The sequence below is a fragment of the Pseudoalteromonas sp. PA2MD11 genome, from assembly GCF_017808125.1.
In the GTDB taxonomy this organism is placed as follows: domain Bacteria; phylum Pseudomonadota; class Gammaproteobacteria; order Enterobacterales; family Alteromonadaceae; genus Pseudoalteromonas; species Pseudoalteromonas simplex.
Map to the genome: position 1 here is coordinate 159,619 of NZ_JADKNF010000006.1, position 19,719 is coordinate 179,337.

Below are 19,719 nucleotides of genomic sequence, written 5' to 3' on the forward strand. Positions count from 1 at the left end.
AATTGTGAAAATCGGGACTTCTCATTAGTATGCAAACGCTAATTATTATCATTAATAAACAAAATGTCACGGAGTATTATTATGACGAGGGTTGTTACGAACATTTTACCATTAACGGCAGCTATACTGGCTAGTTTGTCTTATTCTGCAAATGCAGATGATAAAAAGCAAGACATGGAAGTGATTGTAGTTTCTGCTTCAGGTTATGAGCAGATCCTTAAAGAGGCACCAGCCAGCATCAGTGTTATTGATCGTGAGCAACTCGAAAAGCGTTTTTATCGTGATCTAACCGATGCAATGACAGATGTTCCTGGTGTGGTTGTCACAGGTGGTGGCGACAGAAAAGATATCAGTCTTCGTGGTATGGCAAGTCAATATACTTTGATTTTAATTGATGGCCAGCGTCAAACCTCTCGTGAAACCCGCCCAAATAGTGATGGCCCTGGTGTTGAAGGAGCATGGACTCCGCCTATCTCAGCGATTGAACGCATCGAGGTTATCCGTGGCCCTATGTCGTCATTATATGGCTCAGATGCAATCGGTGGGGTTATCAATATTATTACCCGTAAAACACCAGAAAAATGGTATGGCGAATTGCGCCTAGATAGCATCATTCAAGAATCAAGTGAATCGGGCAATATCAATCAAGGTAGCTTTTTCACAGCGGGTGGCTTAATTCCTGAGTTATTAGGTATGCAGTTATCTGGTCAATTCTCAAAGCGTGACGAAGACGATTTTGAAGCAGGTTTTCGTGGCAAAGAGCAAAGTAATATCAAAGCTAAGTTCATCTTAACGCCTTCTGATAACCACGAAATCATGCTTGAAGTAGGCTCTGCAAAACAAAAACTCGACGAAACATTAGGCAAAACGGTTGCTCCTTTAGCTGAAGGCGAAAGCTGTGGTCGAAATGGCTGTCCTGAGTCATCAACCACAGAGTATGACCAAGAGAGCTATTCACTAAGCCATAATGGTTTTTATGATTTTGGCTCATCACGCAGTTACCTAAAGTACGATAAATTCGATAATACCTCTCGCGAAATGTATGTCGAAAATACCGATGCGCAAACCAGCTGGACTTTACCTTTTACCAATCATAATGCTGCATTTGGGGCGTCATATTTAAAGGAAGAGCTGGACGATTACACCAGTAACCGCATTAGTGACTTAACCCATGTTGAGAACGAGCAGTGGTCAGTATTTGCCGAAGATGAGTGGGCAGCAACCAAGCAGTTTAAACTCACTACAGGTCTTCGTTATGATCATGATGGCAATTTTTCAGGCCATTTCAGCCCGCGTTTATATGGTGTGTATACAGCAACTAAGTCGTTGACGGTAAAAGGCGGTATCTCTACAGGTTTTAGAGCGCCGAATATTCGTCAATCTACCGCAGCGTGGGGGCAAGTGAGCCGAGGTGGTAATATTTACGGTAACCCAGATTTAAGCCCTGAAAAATCAGTAAACTACGAAATGGGTATTTACTATGATGCTAGCCGTGATTTATCGCTTTCAAGCACCGTATTTTACAACGAGTTTGAAGATAAAATTACCCGTATTTCGTGCCCACTTACCCAGTGTACAGATGGACCAAATCAGTTTGGTTCGATGCCAACGACCTATGTCAATGTGGATGAAGCCGTAACGCAAGGCTTTGAGTTATCAGTATCTTACGACATTACCAGTGAGCTTGATGTTAGTGCCAACTACACCTACACCGATTCTGAGCAAAAAACCGGTGAATACAAAGGCAGCCCACTTAACCAATTACCAAAGCATATTTTACAAACTTCAGTTAATTGGCGCCCGGTTGATAAACTAGGCACCTGGTTGCGTGTACATTACCGTGGTGAAGAAAGTCAGCCGACAACAGGTCCGTCACAAGACAGCTTAATTGCGCCAGATTACACCTTGGCTGATATCGGTGGTAACTATGATTTAAGCCGCAGCATTAAGTTAGGGTTTGGTGTTTATAACCTGTTTGACAAAGAAATCACCGAAGCTGAATACGGATATGTTGAAGATGGTCGCCGTTATTGGCTATCAGTTGGGTTTAATTTTTAAGCCGACTCCTTAGCAAAAGCAAAGCCAACGAGTTACGTTGGCTTTGTTAATAAAATTAACTTTAGTTTTGAAAATAACAATAAATCCAGTGGTGCTACCTTTGGGTTTTTTTTTAATGGTTGTATAGCACTATAGTTATAGTTCGCTTTTTGAATAGTTCTACTACATTGGGTTAGTCATCAACTGACAGACAACAAAGATAACGACTATAAAGGCGATATATGCAAAAAGTAACACAATTATGTAAACGAAAATCAGCGTCGTTTACTCCGCTCGCAGTGCTCTGTGCTGCTATTTTCTCACAGCCAAGCTTTGCAGGGAGTTGGCAGCAAAATGTCAGCATTGGCGGTTTTAATAATGTTCATATTTACACTCCGGATACGCAATCAAGCATAGGCAATGGCCATTCTTTGATGCTGGTACTGCATGGCTGCGTACAACCCATTAATAACTACTTAACTGCGAATCTTGAAGATGCAGCCGAAGCCCATGGCATGGTAATAGCCGTTCCTGATGCTATGAATAAAGCAGGCTATAGCTGCTGGTCATATTGGCAAGGAGCAATCAATCGCAGCTCTGGTGATTATAAAAATTTAATTAATTTAGCCAATGCATTAAGTTCTGACGTGGCGCGTAATATTGACCCTAAACAAGTGTATATTGCAGGCTTATCATCTGGGGCTGCAATGGCTGCACAAACGGCTTGTGTAGCGCCAGATGTATTTGCCGGGGTTGCTCCCAGCGCCGGGCCGACCATCGGCACAAGTTCAAGTGGGGCAATTTCGACCTGTGAAACAGTGTCTGAAAACACCTTTGTATCCCGCTGTGAAAGCTATGCTGGCAGTTATAAAGATCATTTTGCCACACAAATAGCGGTGATTGGTCATGGTACTGCCGATACCACAGTCAATACCTGTTACAACCAGCAAAACGCAGATGGCTTTGCTGCCCTTTATGAGGTTAATCAACTTTCAGGCACGACGACCATAAGTGATGATGCAACACGCACTGCTGAGCAGTCACTTTGGCAAGACAATCGGGTTGCTATGCTGTGGTTTAATAATTTGGATCATTCGTGGTCGGGCGGACAAGGTGCGTCTGGCGATTATGTCGCAGCAAACAGTATTAATTTTGCAACCTATCTCGGTGAGTACTTTGCGGCTAATAATAAACGAGTTGATCGTAATGCAGGCCCTGAAATTAGTAATTTAACTGCCACAGACAGTAATAATCAGCTCACCATTACAGGCAGTGCAGTCGACCCAGAAGGCAGTGTAACCAATGTTGATATTAACGTGTATAGCCTAGCCGGTGGCGCGGCAAGCTTAATTGAATCACTGAACGTACAAGTCGATGCGAATAATACCTTTAGCGGGGTGACAAGCGTACTCAGCGATGGACTTTATGAAGTGCGTGTCAGTGCCATAGATAACGAAGCGAAACAGGGGGATGAAGCTAATCTTACGGTACGTGTCGGGCCAGAGCCTGCAGCTACAGCACCGCTACTGAGTGATACTGCGGCAAGTGTAAACGGGCAGTGCGCTACAGTGACGGGAACGGTGATTGATGATAATCAAAACTTAAGTACCGTAGTGGTCAGTTTTAGCAATGGTGATGTGACGGCTACGGTGAATGGGCTTGAGTACTTTGCTGAACAATGCAATTTGGCTGGTGGCAATAATACCGTAGTGATCACCGCAACAGATGATACTGCGCTGACATCAACAGATAGCATTAGTTTTGTCATCGATGCTGGCGTGACAGGCGATTACAATCTTCATATCAACGAAGGCCATATTAGCTGGGGCGAAGGTTACTCTGCCTGTTATTTAGCGTTTGGAACCGCTGCCTTTACTATGCGCGAGTATTCAGCGGGTACCAATCAATGTCAGTGGATCGCTGATGATGATTCAAGTTGTGCAGGGCCATTACAGGCATGCAAAACCACCACCGAACCGACTAATGACGCAGACAACGACGGTGTGCTCGACGGCGCAGATAATTGCCCGAATGTAGCGAATGCTGATCAAGCTGATAACGATAATGACGGGATTGGTAATGTGTGTGACAGCACTCCTGATGGTGAAACGAGTGACTCTGACAGCGATGGTGTCAGTGATAGCCTAGATAACTGCCCGCTGGTGGCCAATAGTGATCAACTGGATAGTGATGCAGATGGTGTGGGTGATGCGTGTGACTCAACCCCGAATGGTGATTACCAATGCACTGAAACCACCTCAAGCAACTATGCACATGTGCAAGCAAATCGCGCAACTACGAATGGCTCTTACGCCTATGCAGTGGGTTCAGGTGATAACCTTGGTCTTTATAACACTTTTTATACCAGTACCTTAGCGCAAACTAGTGCAGGGTATTATGAATTAGGTAATTGCCCTAATTAATAAATGTGTGTCGCCCATACGGGCGACATAGTTTTAGTTACTCTTATATTTAAACCATTACCGCCTACGTTAAAAATGATTACAGGGTTACCAGTGGAATTGTTGAAACAACTAGTCACGACGCTTTTTGCTGTTTTCAACAATATTTAAATGCTTCAAATTTGTTTACTAATTTAAGCTGGTTGGCATGATTGGTCATAAAGATGATTTTAGTGTTCTTACCAATTTTATGTTTTTAAGTTGCACCCTCATCTCAAAATTTTCTCAAACTTATCAATTCCCGTAAATAATCAAATAATCTAATAAAATTAACTAATTAAGTTAGTAAATAATTTTACTTGATAGCTTTTATTTTTATCGCGACAGACTTTTTTGAATATTGGTCAATATTCTTTTCTTTTTTTGTAACGCCAATTGGTTGACAATGCAATTTATTGGTAATAACTTATGTTGTTATTGGTAACCTTGTTGTGCCAGTTTGTGTAAGTGCTGCTATTAAGATGTAGTGCTGTGAGATTTAAAAAATTTAACTAGGCGCACTTTTCGAAATGGTTAACTTCATTCAAAAGTGTCAATTTATTTAGGAGTTCTACATGTCAAAACCAACGATCGGTTTTATCGGCCTTGGCCTAATGGGTGGCAATATGGTCGAGAATCTACAAAACAAAGGCTATCAGTTGATTGTGATGGATCTTAATAAAGAAGCCGTTACAAAATGTGTAGAGCGAGGTGCTCAAACAGTATCGACAGGTAAAGAGTTAGCCGCTGCTTCAGACATTGTTATGCTTTGCTTAACAACATCAGATATCGTGGAAAAAGTAGTTTATTCAGATGAAGGTTTATTGGATGGATTAAAAGAAGGATCTGTTTTAATCGATTTTGGTACATCAATTCCTGCCTCAACTAAGAAAATTGGTAAAGACCTTGCTGCAAAAGGCGTAGGTATGATTGATGCACCTTTAGGGCGTACTCCAGCGCATGCAAAAGATGGCTTATTGAATATTATGGCTGCAGGTGACTTAGAGACGTTTAATAAAGTGAAGCCTGTATTAGATGATCAAGGTGAAAATGTGTTCCATTTAGGGGAGCTTGGCGCAGGTCATACAACAAAGTTAATTAATAACTTTATGGGTATGACAACGGTATGTGCGATGTCTCAAGCATTTGCTGTTGCTGATCGTGCCGGCGTAAATCGCCAACAACTTTTCGACATTATGTCTACGGGACCATCAAATTCACCTTTTATGCATTTTTGTAAAAACTATGCGGTGGATGGAGTGAGTGATCTTGGGTTTTCAATTGCAAATGCAAATAAGGACTTAGGTTACTTTTTACAGATGGTAGAGGATCTTGGCACTGTGTCAAAAATTGCTGAAGGCTCATCGGCGAATTTACAAGCGGCATTTGATGCGGGAATGGGTCAAGGCAATGTGCCTGAGATTTTTGATTATTTCAAAAGCTTAGTTAAGTAAAGCCATTTGCCAAAGCGCTTCACATCGTGAAGCGTCTGAACACACATAATAAAGCTGATGGCGTTTTTCGTCGAAATATCAGTAAAAATGAGTTAACTATGCGATTGATTAAACTAAATATAATAAAGCTTAGCCTAGTTATTCTTGGTTGTTTTTCGACAACGATTGCAGCCAAAGACTACTTAATAGACAACAAACAAGCTTACGCAAAAATAGCCAACACGTTACAAGCAGGTGATACCGTAATTTTACAAAATGGGGTGTGGCATGACTTCGAAATTGTTTTATCTGGTCAAGGCTCTAAACAATTACCGATTAGATTAAAGCCGCAAACTAAAGGTAAGGTTATTTTATCTGGGCAGTCAAACCTTCGTTTAGCAGGGCAGTATTTGCATGCCAGCGGCCTTGTATTTAAAAATGGTTATACCCCGACATCCGCGGTTATTGAGTTTCGTAATGGTAAAGAACTCGCATTTAATTCGCGTGTCTCTGAAATGGTGATCGATAATTATAACAACCCAGATAAGCGCGAATCTGATTATTGGGTAGCGCTTTATGGTCAGCATAACCGTTTTGATCACAACCACTTGGAAGGTAAACGAAATAAAGGAGTAACAGTTGCGGTTCGGTTGAACTCTGAACAAAGTCAGCAGAATTACCATCAAATTGACCATAACTATTTTGGCTATCGTCCTGTATTTGGCTCTAACGGTGGAGAAACGTTACGTATTGGGACGAGCCATTACTCGTTGTCCGATTCGCACACATTAGTTGAGAACAACTATTTTGAACAAACCAATGGTGAGGTCGAAATCATTTCGATTAAATCAGGTAAGAACCATATTCGAAATAACGTTTTTTATGAAGCTCGCGGCACACTTACACTGCGTCATGGGAATGGAAATATCATCGAAGAAAATATTTTTTTCGGTAATGGTGTAGAGCATACTGGCGGCATTCGCGTTATCAACAAAGATCACATTATTCGTAATAATTATCTCGAGGGATTAACGGGATTTCGTTTTGGCAGTGGCTTTACGGTGATGAATGGTGTGCCTAATTCACCCATTAACCGCTATCACCAAGTTGAAAATGCGCAAATTGAAAACAATACCTTTATAAATGTTGAACATATTCAGCTTGCTGCTGGCAGTGATGCTGAACGCAGTGCTGTACCAATTAATAGTGTGATGAACAATAACCTGATCATTAACGACTCGCAGCAACCGTTCACAGCTTTTGATGATATTAGTGGCATTAAGTTTAGTAACAACATTGCCAATACAGCCGTATTACCATCGCTTAGCAAGGGAGTAAATCAACAGCAAGTTAAGTTAATGCGTAATAAAGCGGGTTTACTTTACCCTGTTTCAGAGTCAGTTCTTGCGGGTGTTAAGGCCGATTTAACTGTACTGAAAAAAGCAGACACAGGAGTGAGCTGGTACCCTAAAAGCCCTGCAGTTGTGGCTTTTGATTCGGGAAAAACCCATCGAGTGGAAAATTCTGAGAAGGATCTCCTGCTTAAAATTGAACAAGCGCACTCTGGTGATGTACTTGAACTATCAGCAGGAGACTATGACCTCGCAAAACTGGTCGTGATTGATAAAACCCTTTCTTTTAAGGCGGCTCAAGATGGCGCTGTGAATTTGACCTTTGAGCGCTCGAGTTTGTTCGAAATTCATGATGGCGGCAGTTTAAAATTAGAAGGGTTAGTTATATCTGGTAAAAACAGCCCAGACTCAGCGGGTAATTCGGTTATTCGTACTAAAAAATGGGGCATGGTTGAAAACTACCGTTTGATTATGGAGCGTTGCCAATTAATTAATTTAGATATTAATCATACCTTTGATTTTTTTAAAACGGGTAAAGGTGCACTAGCGGATGAAATCACTTTAATTAATAACCAGTTTAGTCAGGTTACTGGTGATATCTTGCGCTTGGACAGCGAGATTGAAAACTTAGGTGTGTATAACGCAGAGTATGTCACCTTAACAAATAATCATTTTGATAATGTTAGTGGTGCGCTAGTTAAGCTTTATCGTGGCGGCACTGATGAAAGTACGTTTGGTCCTCACTTTTTGTTAAAGAATAATACACTGAACTCAGTGGGTTTAGGTAAGCGAAATAAAACTAATGCCAGTGTTTACTTACATGGTGTGCAAGTTACCGAAATCGCCGAGAACGCGTTTACCAATTCTGCGCCGATTGTCGTTGAACATACAGTTGGTGAACCGCAAACGCGTATTATCTCAAACACGTTCACTAATACAGCAAAACCACACATTAAAGAGCTAAATATTGCAGGCTCGCATACGGCTATTTTAAAAAATAACCAAGTGATTCAGAAGTAGGGAGCAAGCATGAAAATATTTAATTTTTACACAGGCTTAAAAATAGCGGTAACTGCTCTGGCTATTACCACATGCAGTGCTTTTGCGACGCACCCAAATTTAGTAATCACCCAATCTGATGTTGAGAAGATGCGCAGTGCGCTTAACCAATCGGGTCGCTTTAATGATCGGTATCTTGAGCTAAAGCAACAAGTAGATCAGCAACTTGCTTTTGGGATTGTTGTGCCGTTACCTAAAGATGGTGGCGGTGGTTATAGCCATGAGCGTCATAAAAAGAATTATCAGCTGATGTATGGCGCTGGCATAATTTACCAGTTAAGCCAAGAGCAAAAATATGCCGATTTTGTGCGCGATATGTTACTTGAATATGCCGCACTCTATCCAACGTTAGATGTGCACCCCAAACGTAAAGTTAAGTCGCAAAACCCAGGAAAATTATTTTGGCAAAGCTTAAATGAAGCTATGTGGTTGGTATACACAATTCAAGCTTATGATTTGATCGTTGAGACACTAACAGATCAAGACATTAATGACATTGAGCATAAGCTATTAAGACCTGTGGCACTCTTTTTATCACAAGGACAGCCTTCTACTTTTAATAAAGTACATAATCACGGCACTTGGGCTACAGCTGGAGTTGGCATGGCAGGCTACGTGTTAGGTGAGCCACAGTGGGTTGAAAAGGCGCTGTATGATTTAGATAAATCTGGTAAAGGTGGCTTCTTAAAGCAACTTGATATGCTTTTTTCACCTCAGGGGTATTATAACGAAGGCCCCTATTACCAGCGCTTTGCGTTACTCCCTTTTGTTACGTTTGCCCAAGCTATTGCACATAACGAACCTGAGCGAAAAATTGCACACTATCGTGATAGCATTTTGCTAAAAGCCATAGATACTACAATTCAACTAAGCTATAACGGTTTGTTTTTTCCGATTAATGATGCAATTAAGAGCAAAGGGATCGACACCATTGAACTTGTGCATGGTGTGACGGTTGCTTACGGTTTAACGGGTGATACAGGCTACTTAGATATTGCTCAACAACAAGGGCAAATTATTCTTTCGGGAGATGGTTTAGAAGTTGCAAATGCGTTAGATGAAGGATTAGCAACACCCTATCAGTTCAGGTCCGTCGCATTTGGAGATGGCAGCCAAGGAGATGAAGGGGCGCTTGTGATCATGCGCAGCAAACCCAATGGCGAACAGGCATTACTCTTTAAACCTGCTTCTCAGGGATTAGGGCATGGCCACTTCGATAAGTTAACCTGGCAGTTTTACGACAAGGGACAAGAAATTGTTTCTGATTATGGTGCTGCGCGTTTTTTAAATGTTGAAGCCAAATTTGGGGGTCGTTACTTACCGGAAAATAACAGCTATGCAAAACAAACCGTAGCGCACAATACAGTCGTTGTGGACGAAATCAGTCATTTTAATTCAGATGTAAAGCAAGGAAACAAACATGCTCCAACGCTAAATTTCTTTGAAACCTCGGAATACGGCAGTGTATCGAGTGGTCAAATAAATACAGCTTACGAAGAGGTTGAGCTTGAGAGAACGCTTGCTTTGGTCGAACTTAAAGAACTAGGTAGTACTATTGCTATTGATTTATACAGTGTCAACGCATCACAACCTCACCAACTAGATTTGCCTTTGCATTATAAAGGGCAATTTATCGATAGTAATTTTGATTTAAATACGCAGAGTCAACAGATGACGGCGCTGGGTAAAAAGAATGGTTATCAACATCTTTGGTTAAGAGCGCAAGCTCGTCCTGAAAAGGGGGTAGCTAAGGTCACATGGTTAAATGAAAATGGCCGCTTTTATACTTTATCAAGCTTAGTGAATGGCGAAGAGTCGTTTCTATTCACGCAAGTTGGTGCAAACGATCCTAACTTCAATCTACGTAATGAACATGGTTTTATCCGCCGAGTGAAAGGTGTAAATAGGCATCAATTTATTTCAATACTAGAGCCTCATGGTGAATATAACCCGAGCAAAGAATATACCCTCGTTGCACAAAGCCGATTATCTGCCTTGTCACACACACAACAGGGGGAGCTTACGCTTATTGAGTTAACTGTGGCAGATAAGCCTTATTTAATTGCCATTAATAACAACAAAGACGCTAGTAAAAGATCATTTAAATATAAAAATCAATCATATTCATTAGACGGCCACTTAGGCGTTTATTTGATGACCAACATTTAGGAATAGTTGCCATGACTAAACAAAGTGAACATTTTACATTTGCAAGCGACGCTGAAGTTGAAGCCCTAGGGAATGGCCTAAAACGTCAAATGCTTGGTTATAACGAAGAACTAATGGCCGTTAAAATTTGGTTTGCACAAGGTGCTATTGGCTATAACCATGCTCACCGTCATTCACAAGTTACTTATGTTGTTGAAGGTGAATTTCATTTTAATATTGATGGTGTTACCAAAGTATTAAAAGCAGGTGATAGCTGTTTTATTCCTCCTTTTGCAGATCACGGTGCAACTTGCCCAACGGGCGGTATTTTAATTGATACCTTTAGCCCAGCTCGTGAAGACTTTTTAGAGGATGAATAATATGAAACTTCAAGGTTTACGCTGGTGGGTAATTGCTCTAATAGCACTGGCAACTATTATCAATTATATCGATAGACAAGCGCTAAGTGTGCTATGGCCTGATATTGTTGAAGAACTGTTTCCTGATGAATCAGCTTTAGAGCGAAAGCAAATTTATGCCAATATTTCGATTGTTTTTGTATTTGCTTATGCATTTGGGCAAGCAATTTTTGGCAAAATTTTTGATTGGGTTGGTACGCGCTTTGGTTTTGTTTTATCAATAGGTGTGTGGTCGCTAGCAACCGTGGCTCATGCATTTGCCCAAGGAGTAATGAGCTTAAGTCTTTTTCGCGCTATTTTAGGCGTTGCAGAAGCTGGGAATTGGCCGGGAGCTGCAAAAGGCAATGCTGAATGGTTTCCAACTAAAGAGCGTGCCTTAGCACAAGGAATTTTTAACTCTGGTGCTGCAATTGGCGGCATTATTGCAATCCCTCTTATTGCTTATTTAACTGTCTACTTTAGCTGGCAAATGGTGTTTGTTGTGGTAGGTGTTATGGGCTTCTTATGGCTAGTGCCTTGGCTTATTCTAGTGAAAGCTCCACCAGGCTCTCATCCATGGATCAGCGAAGAAGAAAAGCAATACATCTTAACCGGCCAACGTCAGTCTACAGCCGATAACACCAATGATGAAGAATACAACCCAAGCACGACTGAGCTTTTAAGTCGTAAACAAAGCTGGGGCGTTATCATTGCATCAGCAGCAATTGACCCTATTTGGTGGTTGTTTGTTTTTTGGATCCCAATTTACCTCAATGAAGTCTATGGCATGGATGTTAAGTCAATTGGAATTTATGGTTGGGTGCCTTATGTAGGCGCTATGTTTGGTGCATGGTTTGGTGGTTTACTTGCGCAAAACCGTTTAAAAGCCGGATGGAGCACGGATAAAACACGTAAGCTCACCATTACATTAGGCTGCTTAATTATGTTGCCAGCCTTAATTGCCATGGCAAACCCAGGCGCGCCCGTAGTAGCTGTATTGATTATGGCTGTGATTTTATTCGGTTTTCAAACAGCGATTGGTAATGTGCAAACGCTACCGAGTGACTTATTAGGGAAAAAAGCAGTCGGCACCTTATCGGGTATTTCTGGTATGGCTGCAAAACTAGGTGCTGTAGGTCTAACGTCATTGGTGCCTTACTTAACTGCCGGCGGTAATTACACACCTGCATTTGTGATTGGCGCATCGCTTGCGATTATTGCGATGTTGGCTGTTTGGCTATTGATCCCAAAAATTGAACCACTAAGCAGTAAAAAGTAACCCAAATAAAGGCTTTTTAGATTCTCTAAAAAGCCTTTTTAATTACAGGATAAAATAATGAAAAAAATCTTCTTTCTGGGTGAATGCATGGTTGAGTTAAAAGCTATTTCAGATAGCACGCTAAATCAATCATTTGCTGGCGATGTTTATAATTCAGCGGTGTATTTAAAGCGTTGTTTTAGCTCACTTGAATGTGGGGTTGTAAGTGCTATCGGTACGGATGCGCTCAGTATTAAAATGCGGCAGCGATTTGTCGAAGAAGGCCTAGCGACACAGCTTGTCTTCACACATGCTAATAAAGTACCCGGTATTTACTACATTGAAACTGATGAGCAAGGGGAGCGCAGTTTTACCTACTGGCGACATGACTCAGCAGCCCGTAAAGTGGTGGATTTTTTTAACCCAAGTGTTGAAGAAGAATTAGCCAGTGCAGATATGCTGTTTATCTCGGGTATTTCATTGGCTGTCATTGAACCAGCAAGCCGAGATTTATTTTGGCAAATCGTGCAGCGGATAAAAAAAGCGGGCGTTAAAATCGTTTTTGATCCCAATTATCGAGCCCGGTTGTGGCAGAGTGAGCAAGAAACTAAAGGGCAATACACTATTGCATTCGAACTAGCTGATATTTGTCTACCAGGTATTGAAGATTTAACGACACTTTATGAGCTTCATAGCGCACAAGCCGTTATGGACTATTTAGCGCAATTTAATATCTCAGAAGTCGTTGTTAAAAATGGCCCAAGCTCTGTCTTTACAAAAATAAATGGTCAATTGTTTGAGCATCAAATTACACCAGTTACACATGTTGTCGACACCACATCAGCAGGCGATGCATTTAATGGTGCTTACCTAGGTGCCAGAATGGCAGGTATGGATGAACATAAAGCTGTACAGCTTGCTGCAAAAGCCGCTGCTGTGGTGATCCAGCAGCCAGGAGCAATTACACCAAAAGAACACTTTGTGAAGGCCATGCAGAGTACTTAATTTCAAAACTACCTTTTAACTGCTCGTTAGCAGCAACTTGATCTTTACCAATTAATTTAAAGAGAGAACGAACATGATCCGCTTTTCTGAACTGATGTCAGGGCAAACACTGCTGCCTCTTATTCAAGCTGAGACACCTGAACAAGGGGTAAAAATAGCCAAAGCAATGGCTGATGCAGGGCTAGGGCTGGTTGAAGTTGTACTTAGAACGAAGGCTTCATTAGCGACTATTTCAGCGATAAAACAACAATTGCCCCAACTCACGGTTGGTGCAGGGACGGTTATCAACGAAGGTATCCTACAGCAAGCAATTAAAGCAGGTGCAGATTTTATTGTTACACCTGCTGTGTCAGCAAACTTACTTCAAGCGCTAAAAAACTGTGGTTTACCGGTTGTTCCCGGTGTGTCTAATACTGCAGACATTTTACTGGCATTAGAGGCCGGCTTTACTGAGCAAAAGCTATTTCCAGCTTCTTTATCAGGAGGGCCGGCGTTTTTAAAAGCTGTGTCGAGTGTGTTCCAAGATGTTCGCTTTTGCCCAACAGGTGGCGTGAATGAGCATAATAAAGATGAATATTTAGCATTAGATAATGTGATTGCAGTAGGAGGCACGTGGGTCGCTAAACAACAATGGGTTGAGCAACAAAACTGGCAAGCGATTACCGATGCATGTATTGCAGCGAATAAAGCATAACGGAGGCTGAAATGTCGTTGTTAGATACAGCAGTTAAAGCAGGGGTGGTTGTTGGTAGGGATGTTGCAAAACTATACGATGATGCTAGAGAGAACCACTATGCCTTACCGGCAGTGAATGTGGTGGGGACATCATCAATCAATGCAACACTGGCAGCTGCAAAAAAGGTGCAGTCTCCGGTTATTATTCAGTTATCAAATGGGGGCGCACAATTTTTCTGTGGTAAAGACTGTGGCTTGGAACCGCAACATGCTGCGATTTTAGGTGCTGTCAGTGCCGCGCACTATGTGCATGGTGTTGCAGCGCATTATGGTGTGCCAGTTATGTTGCACACTGATCATGCCGCAAAATCATTACTACCTTGGATAGATGGCTTACTAGATGAGGGAGAACGTTACTTTGCAAAAACGGGCAAACCTTTGTTTAGCTCTCATATGATTGATTTATCTGAACAGTCCTTAGAGGAAAATATCGAAACATGTGAACGTTACTTAGTTCGTATGGCAAAAATAGGAATGACACTTGAAATCGAGCTGGGCTGTACTGGGGGCGAAGAAGATGGGGTTGATAATAGTCACCTTGATAGTTCAGCGCTTTACACCCAACCAGAAGATGTTGCTTATGCCTATGAAAGACTCAGTAAAATTAGTCCTAATTTTATAATTGCCGCCTCGTTTGGCAATGTGCACGGCGTGTATAAACCGGGTAATGTAGTATTGACCCCGCTTATCTTAAAACAATCTCAGCAGTTTGTAGCCAAGAAATTTAATTTGCCACATAACAGTTTGAACTTTGTTTTTCATGGCGGTAGCGGTTCAGAACCAGCAAAAATTACTGAGTCGCTAGGCTATGGTGTGGTAAAGATGAATATCGATACTGATACACAATGGGCATGTTGGAATGGGGTGTTAAATTATTACCGCCAACATAGTGCCTATCTGCAAGGTCAAATTGGCAATCCAGACGGCGACGATAAACCAAACAAAAAGTATTATGATCCAAGAGTTTGGTTGTACCAAGGCGAGCAAGCAATGACAGCGCGGTTATTGCAGTGTTTTAGTGATTTAAATTGTATCAATAGGTACTTACCATGCAACGATTGATCCCCGTATTAAAAAAAGATGCTGTCGAGACTGAGCTGATCATGCTGATCAGAACTATTTTAGCGGCATGTAAAGAAATTGCTTTTCGCGTGAGTCAGGGAGAGTTGGCAGGGGTACTTGGCTCCACCTTGGATGAAAATATCCAAGGTGAGGTGCAAAAGAAGCTCGATGTAATCGCAAACCAATTACTTAAAGACATGTTACTTGAAGAAGCATCGGTTGCGGCTATTGCATCTGAAGAAGAAGATCATGCCGTAGCTGGTAACGCTAAAGGCCAATATATCGTTGCTTTTGACCCCCTTGATGGCTCTTCAAATATTGATGTTAATGGCCAAATTGGCACTATTTTTACTATTTATCGCAAACGTGATGATGTTCCCTTTGATAGCGATGAGCAATTCTTACAGGTTGGTGAAAGTCAGATATGCGCAGGTTATGTTTTATATGGAGCATCGACGTTATTGGTTATGAGTACGGGCGGACCAACTCGCTGCTATACCTTGGATTTAACCCATGGAGGCTTTTTGCTAACAAAACAGCAGATGCAGGTTGCAAATACACATAATGAGTTTGCTGTAAACATGGCTAATTATCGCTATTGGCATGCTACGGTACAGCATTACTTTGATCAACTTTTATACGCAGATGAGCAGTTTGACAAAAGCGCTATGCGTTGGAATGCAGCCATGGTAGGAGATGTACACCGGATTTTAACGCGAGGTGGCGTTTTTATGTACCCAGCAGATCGCCGAGTGGGTAATGAGAATGGTAAAATACGACTACTTTATGAGGCAAACCCATTGGCAATGTTAATTGAAAATGCACAGGGACAAGCCACTACTCAAGGGCAGAGAATCATGTCAATAATGCCATCTAATTTACATCAACGAGTACCTGTTATTATTGGTTCACCCGAGCAAGTCAAAGTGTTTAATCAAACTGTTTTTGAATAAACTAATTTAGAGAGTAGGTTATGTTAAGAGTCATTCGCGGATTGGCATTAGGGGCTTGTTAGTCTATTCGAACTGACTAAACCACCAAATGATAAAAGCGCTTTGTATTTTTTGGAAACATTCATTATTTATCGTTGGGATAACTGAAGTGGAATTAACTTAGGCTACTTTTACGCTGATGCAAACATTGAGTTTGAAGGTAGCACTTGTATTTATACTTTTATTACCGATGAGAATGGAGACACAATTAACTAAGGCAACCATGGTGTCGTAAATAAATATGGTCCTCACTTATTTACTGAAGTGATATTTAAGTATTAACCTATTATTTAAGGATAATACCAGCCTACACTAAGACATGTTATTTTGAGGTATAAAACTAGTCGCTTCTTGCGTTAAAAATACTATTTACGACCGCATAGGTATAAAAAGAGCGTATATTCGCTCTTTTTTTTTGCTTCAACTTATTGGTTAACCAATTTTTAGGTGTTTTTACACGGAGATCACATGTAAATTGTTATTGATATGTGTTTTTACGTACACCTAAACCACTTAAGTTTATGTTTTTTATCTGCTTGTTTGTTTTTGTTAGTTGTAAAAAATATTGGTAATAATTTTTATTGAATATTTTTTAAATAAAGTTATTACCAAAAGGTTGATCTTTTTTGTGGTGAGTGTAATTATTTGGTTAACCTTTTGTGGGGCGGTTAGCAAATTTACAACAACAATCATTTACATCATGCGTTTGAATACACAGGAAACACTATGAAACACACACTCTCTAGTATTACGTTAGCGATACTCTCAGCAAGTACACTCAATGTTGCATTTGCGCAGCAAGAACCAAGTCAAACAAAAACGGAAGAAGAATTTGAAGTGATTGAAGTCTCAGGAATTAGACAGTCACTTACTAACGCACTAGCGGAAAAGCGCTCAGCGGACAGTTTAGTTGAAGTCATTCAAGCCGTAGACATAGGTAAATTACCAGATCAGAACTTAGCTGAAGTACTAGAAAATGTTACTGGTGTTCAAATTACTCGCCAAGCAGGTGTTGGTACAGGTGTTCAAATTAGGGGAACTAATGCTAATAGAACAGAGATAAATGGTGTATCTACTGTTGGCTCAGGTTCAGGTCGCACGGGCATTAGCTTTGAAGATGTGTCTGCCTCAATGATTTCTGCTGTTGAAGTTATTAAGTCGCCGGAGGCGAAGACCATCGAAGGCTCGGTAGGTGGAACAATTAATCTACGTACAATTCGCCCTCTACAACTCAATGAAACACTTGCTGCAATTCGTGTTCAAGGTGAAGATAGTAGTTTATCTACCGATGGTATGAAGCCTAGAGTCTCAGCATCATGGGGCGATAATTGGGAACTATCTTCTGGTGGTGAGTTTGGTGCTGTTTTTAGTGCAAGTTATGCGGAGCAGGATGTCACGGCTTTTAGACCTCGTGCAGATAGAGATAACTCTGTAGCTGCAGAGAGTGGAGCTCAAAGCGCTCAATCATTTGACTTTCTACCAATTCAGTTCTTGATCCAAGATTACGATAATTACGAGTCCGAAACCGTAAACTTTGCAGGTACACTCGAATGGGCGCCAAATGATAGTACAAAATTTTTCTTTGATGCTGTTGTAAATGATCAAGATCGCCGTCAAGAAAGCTCTCGTGTTCAGGCTTCTGGTGTGAGTGATCTTAGGAATGTATCTGTTCCAACGGAATTTGAAACGATTCATTTTGGCACCTTAGACGGTCAAGACCTTGGTAGTATTGAGGCTGCTCTAAAGGGCGTTATTCCAGTAGAAGATGGCGGAGCAGATCCAAATCTTCGATTCTCAAGTGATACAAACTCACGTCAAACTGATAGTCAGATTTTCCGTTTAGGCGGCCAGTGGCAAGGAGATGATCTATTTGTTAGCGTTGAAGCATCTACATCTCGTTCAGATTCAACGACTCCAAGTTTCAATACAACATTGAATTTTATTAACCCGAATGTTGCTACAAATGACTCTAATGAAAATGGAACCCCCTTTGAGTATGACTTAAGTGGTGGTGCTTTATCCTTTGGTATTGCCCAAAGTGAAGCGAATGCGCCAACCAGCTCACAGTTACTCGACCCTGCAAATGTCGTCTTACGCGATGTAAACCAAGGTCGTGACACAACTGAAAATCAAGAAGACGCATTTCGCACTGATTTTGTTTATTACCTCGACGGTATCGTTACATCAGTTGATTTTGGTTATCGTTACAACAAATCTACAAGTACTTCAGACCAAATTCGCAACAATGTTGGTCTTCGTAAAATGGCTGACAGCCCATCGGGTGACCTATTCACAGAACTTTTAGTTGCTGGCCCAGATAATTTTAATGCTGCAGATGGTCGCAAGCTATACATTAAAGATTTTTTACTTATTAACCCTGAATTAGCAGGTTCAAATCCAGACTACGTATTAAGCGTTTTAAATGATGCAATTGCGGCTAATAATGCCATTACCGGTTCTGATCGCGCGCCAATCAGCTCGCCAACTTCACAAGTAAGTGCGTTTTTTGATATTGAAGAAGTTACTCATGCTTTGTATGCACAAGCTAATTTTGAGTATGAAATGTTTAGAGGTAATATCGGTGTTCGATATTTACAGACAGATATTACCTCTGTAGGTAATTCTGTCACTGTCGATGATGAAGGGAACCAAGTAGTATCGCAAATTGTTTCTGAAGCAGATTATGATTTTATTTTACCGCGTCTTAACCTAAGCGCGAATGTCTCTGAGGATGTGATTGTTCGTTTAGGGTGGTCAAAGGATATTCGTCGTCCAGATTACGATGACCTATCGACTTCAGTTTCATATAGCACAAGTCCGAACAGCGCGGTGTCAATTGGCAACCCAGGTCTTGAGCCAGAGGAAGTAACTTCGTTTGACATCTCTACTGAGTGGTATTTTGCCCCTTCAGCATTAGTGAGTGTTGGCTACTTTCATAAAAAACGAAAAGATTTACATGTAACTCGACAAGTTGACCCTTATGAAGACCCAGCTACAGGCTACCGTGATACCACAGGACCTGTTTGTGAAGAAGGTGGTACTTTTAATCCGATCGCCGATATTAATGTATTTGGCCCGGAACCAGGGGTTGGGCTTTGTGTGCCAACACAAACTACGATTAATGATTCAGATACGCGAACTCAGCAAGGTGTAGAACTGGCATTTCAATATGACTTGTCAGAGTTTGAGAATGATTTAGGTTGGGCTTCAGGCTTTGGCGTCATGGCTAACTATACCTATCAAAAGTCTTCTGGAGGAGAGGCTATAGATACGGCTACGAGTAGAGCTAATGCCATTTTCGCATTAACAACGGGTATTGAAGATATTACCGTTTCTGCTAAGCAGCCATTAATTGACCTTTCTGAAAACGCGTATAATTTTACTTTATATTATGAAAAATATGGGTTTTCAGCTCGTGCCCGCTACACGTGGCGTGAAGGTTATCGTTCAGAAGACTTTGGTAGTACATCAAGCTATCCATGGGGTTTCCCGGTTGTTCAAGAAGATCGTGGACAATTAAATGCGAGTGTTAGCTATGATGTGACAGAACAACTTAATTTAGCTGTTGAAGCGGTGAATTTAACTGAGTCAGAAGTTAGCCAGTCATGTGTCAATGAAGGGGCTTTACTTTGTTATCAAGGTTTAACTGACCGTCGTATTACATTTGGGGTAAGTTATAAATTCTAACAGTTCTATTTAGAAAAAAAGCAAGCTGAGTAGCTTAATGCCTGTCAGTTAAGAGCTGACAGGCATTTTTTTGGGCTTTCGTTCAGGGTACCGACTGGGCCTCTTTTTCACA

Annotated in this window: 12 protein-coding genes; all 12 read left to right on the forward strand. The window is 41.2% G+C overall.

Translation table 11 applies throughout. The annotated features are described in order from the left end of the window. Positions 1–81: 81 nt before the first annotated feature. Positions 82–2,058: a ligand-gated channel protein gene (locus ISP07_RS09435; RefSeq protein WP_228290574.1), complete on the forward strand. Its 1,977-nt coding sequence runs from the start codon at positions 82–84 to the stop codon at positions 2,056–2,058. Between the two features lie 221 nt (positions 2,059–2,279). Continuing rightward, complete coding sequence (locus ISP07_RS09440; RefSeq protein ID WP_209327470.1) at positions 2,280–4,460, forward strand: PHB depolymerase family esterase; 2,181 nt, start codon at positions 2,280–2,282, stop codon at positions 4,458–4,460. A gap of 593 nt (positions 4,461–5,053) precedes the next feature. Continuing rightward, complete coding sequence (locus tag ISP07_RS09445) at positions 5,054–5,932, forward strand: NAD(P)-dependent oxidoreductase (RefSeq protein WP_138618280.1); 879 nt, start codon at positions 5,054–5,056, stop codon at positions 5,930–5,932. 98 nt (positions 5,933–6,030) lie between these two features. Beyond that, positions 6,031–8,283 carry a polysaccharide lyase 6 family protein gene (locus tag ISP07_RS09450; RefSeq protein WP_209327471.1) on the forward strand — a complete coding sequence of 751 codons (2,253 nt, stop codon included), beginning with the start codon at positions 6,031–6,033 and terminating at the stop codon, positions 8,281–8,283. A 9-nt stretch (positions 8,284–8,292) separates the two neighbouring features. Beyond that, entirely contained in the window at positions 8,293–10,491 is a 2,199-nt protein-coding gene (locus ISP07_RS09455) for a heparinase II/III domain-containing protein (RefSeq protein WP_209327472.1), read from the forward strand. Positions 10,492–10,502: 11 nt separating this feature from the next. Next, positions 10,503–10,850, forward strand: coding sequence for a cupin domain-containing protein (locus ISP07_RS09460; protein ID WP_209327473.1), 348 nt, complete (start codon positions 10,503–10,505; stop codon positions 10,848–10,850). A 1-nt stretch (position 10,851) separates the two neighbouring features. After that, a complete protein-coding gene (locus tag ISP07_RS09465; protein WP_138618286.1) occupies positions 10,852–12,147 on the forward strand; it encodes an MFS transporter in 1,296 nt (431 codons plus the stop codon). Between the two features lie 57 nt (positions 12,148–12,204). Further along, positions 12,205–13,131 carry a sugar kinase gene (locus ISP07_RS09470; protein ID WP_166338618.1) on the forward strand — a complete coding sequence of 309 codons (927 nt, stop codon included), beginning with the start codon at positions 12,205–12,207 and terminating at the stop codon, positions 13,129–13,131. A gap of 73 nt (positions 13,132–13,204) precedes the next feature. Then, positions 13,205–13,825, forward strand: coding sequence for a bifunctional 4-hydroxy-2-oxoglutarate aldolase/2-dehydro-3-deoxy-phosphogluconate aldolase (gene eda, locus ISP07_RS09475; protein ID WP_138618290.1), 621 nt, complete (start codon positions 13,205–13,207; stop codon positions 13,823–13,825). 11 nt (positions 13,826–13,836) lie between these two features. Beyond that, complete coding sequence (fbaA, locus tag ISP07_RS09480) at positions 13,837–14,928, forward strand: class II fructose-bisphosphate aldolase (protein ID WP_209327474.1); 1,092 nt, start codon at positions 13,837–13,839, stop codon at positions 14,926–14,928. Beyond that, complete coding sequence (locus ISP07_RS09485; RefSeq protein WP_209327475.1) at positions 14,916–15,881, forward strand: class 1 fructose-bisphosphatase; 966 nt, start codon at positions 14,916–14,918, stop codon at positions 15,879–15,881. The genes fbaA and ISP07_RS09485 overlap by 13 nt, the downstream gene beginning before the upstream one ends. Before the next feature lie 765 nt (positions 15,882–16,646). Then, complete coding sequence (locus ISP07_RS09490) at positions 16,647–19,607, forward strand: TonB-dependent receptor (protein WP_209327476.1); 2,961 nt, start codon at positions 16,647–16,649, stop codon at positions 19,605–19,607. Positions 19,608–19,719 lie beyond the last annotated feature (112 nt).